Below are 1,071 nucleotides of genomic sequence, written 5' to 3' on the forward strand. Positions count from 1 at the left end.
GTAGGAGAGCCGGCGTGAGCTTGAGGATCGTTGTCTGTGTGAAGTACGTGCCCGACGCCACGGGTGACCGGCATTTCGCCGATGACCTGACGGTGGACCGTGAGGATGTCGACGGTTTGCTGTCGGAGCTCGACGAGTACGCGGTGGAGCAGGCGCTGCAGATCGCGGACGGAGCCGATGACGCGGAGATCACTGTGCTGACGGTGGGTCCGGAGGATGCCAAGGACGCGTTGCGCAAGGCGTTGTCGATGGGTGCGGACAGGGCTGTTCATGTCGAGGACGACGATCTGCACGGTACGGATGTGATGGGGACGTCGCTGGTGTTGGCCAGGGCTGTGGAGAAGGCGGGTTACGACCTGGTGATCTGCGGTATGGCGTCCACGGACGGCACGATGGGTGTGGTTCCGGCGCTGCTGGCGGAGCGTCTGGGTGTTCCGCAGGTCACTCTGCTCTCGGAGGTCTCTGTCGAGGGTGGGGTCGTCAGGGGGCGTCGTGACGGTGACACGGCGTCGGAGCGGTTGGAGGCGTCGCTGCCGGCGGTGGTGTCGGTGACGGACCAGTCGGGTGAGGCGCGTTATCCGTCGTTCAAGGGCATCATGGCGGCGAAGAAGAAGCCGGTGGTGTCCTGGGATCTGGGGGATCTGGAGATCGAGGCGGGCGAGGTCGGCCTTGCGGGTGCGTGGAGTGTGGTCGATTCCGCGGCGCAGCGTCCGGCTCGTAGTGCGGGCACGATCGTCAAGGACGAGGGTGAGGGCGGCAGGCGGTTGGCCGAGTTCCTTGCGGGTCAGAAGTTCATTTAGGGCGTGCCGCCCCTTGCGGTGTACTGCTTCTCGCGGTGTGCCGTCTCTGGGGTGTAGTGCCTCTGGGGCGAGGTGCCTTGCGTGGTGTGCCGCTTCTTGCGGTGTGCTGCTTTGTGGGGTGTGTTGCCTGTCGTTCGTCTCTGTTTCTTCGTTACTCGCAGGAGAGCGTTCTCATGGCTGAAGTTCTCGTTTTTGTCGATCATGTGGATGGTGCCGTCCGCAAGCCCACGCTGGAGTTGTTGACGCTGGCGCGTCGGATCGGTGAGCCGGT

General features: G+C 64.3%; 1 protein-coding gene and 1 pseudogene. Both read left to right on the forward strand.

Features of this window, described 5'->3' with window-relative positions:
• The first annotated feature begins 14 nt into the window (after window positions 1-14).
• A complete protein-coding gene (locus ACIOMQ_RS41450) occupies window positions 15-800 on the forward strand; it encodes an electron transfer flavoprotein subunit beta/FixA family protein (protein WP_402129202.1) in 786 nt (261 codons plus the stop codon).
• A gap of 173 nt (window positions 801-973) precedes the next feature.
• Window positions 974-1,071, forward strand: a pseudogene (locus tag ACIOMQ_RS41455) (electron transfer flavoprotein subunit alpha/FixB family protein); the annotation flags it as partial.

This window comes from Streptomyces sp. NPDC087845 (genome assembly GCF_044742755.1).
In the GTDB taxonomy this organism is placed as follows: Bacteria; Actinomycetota; Actinomycetes; order Streptomycetales; family Streptomycetaceae; genus Streptomyces.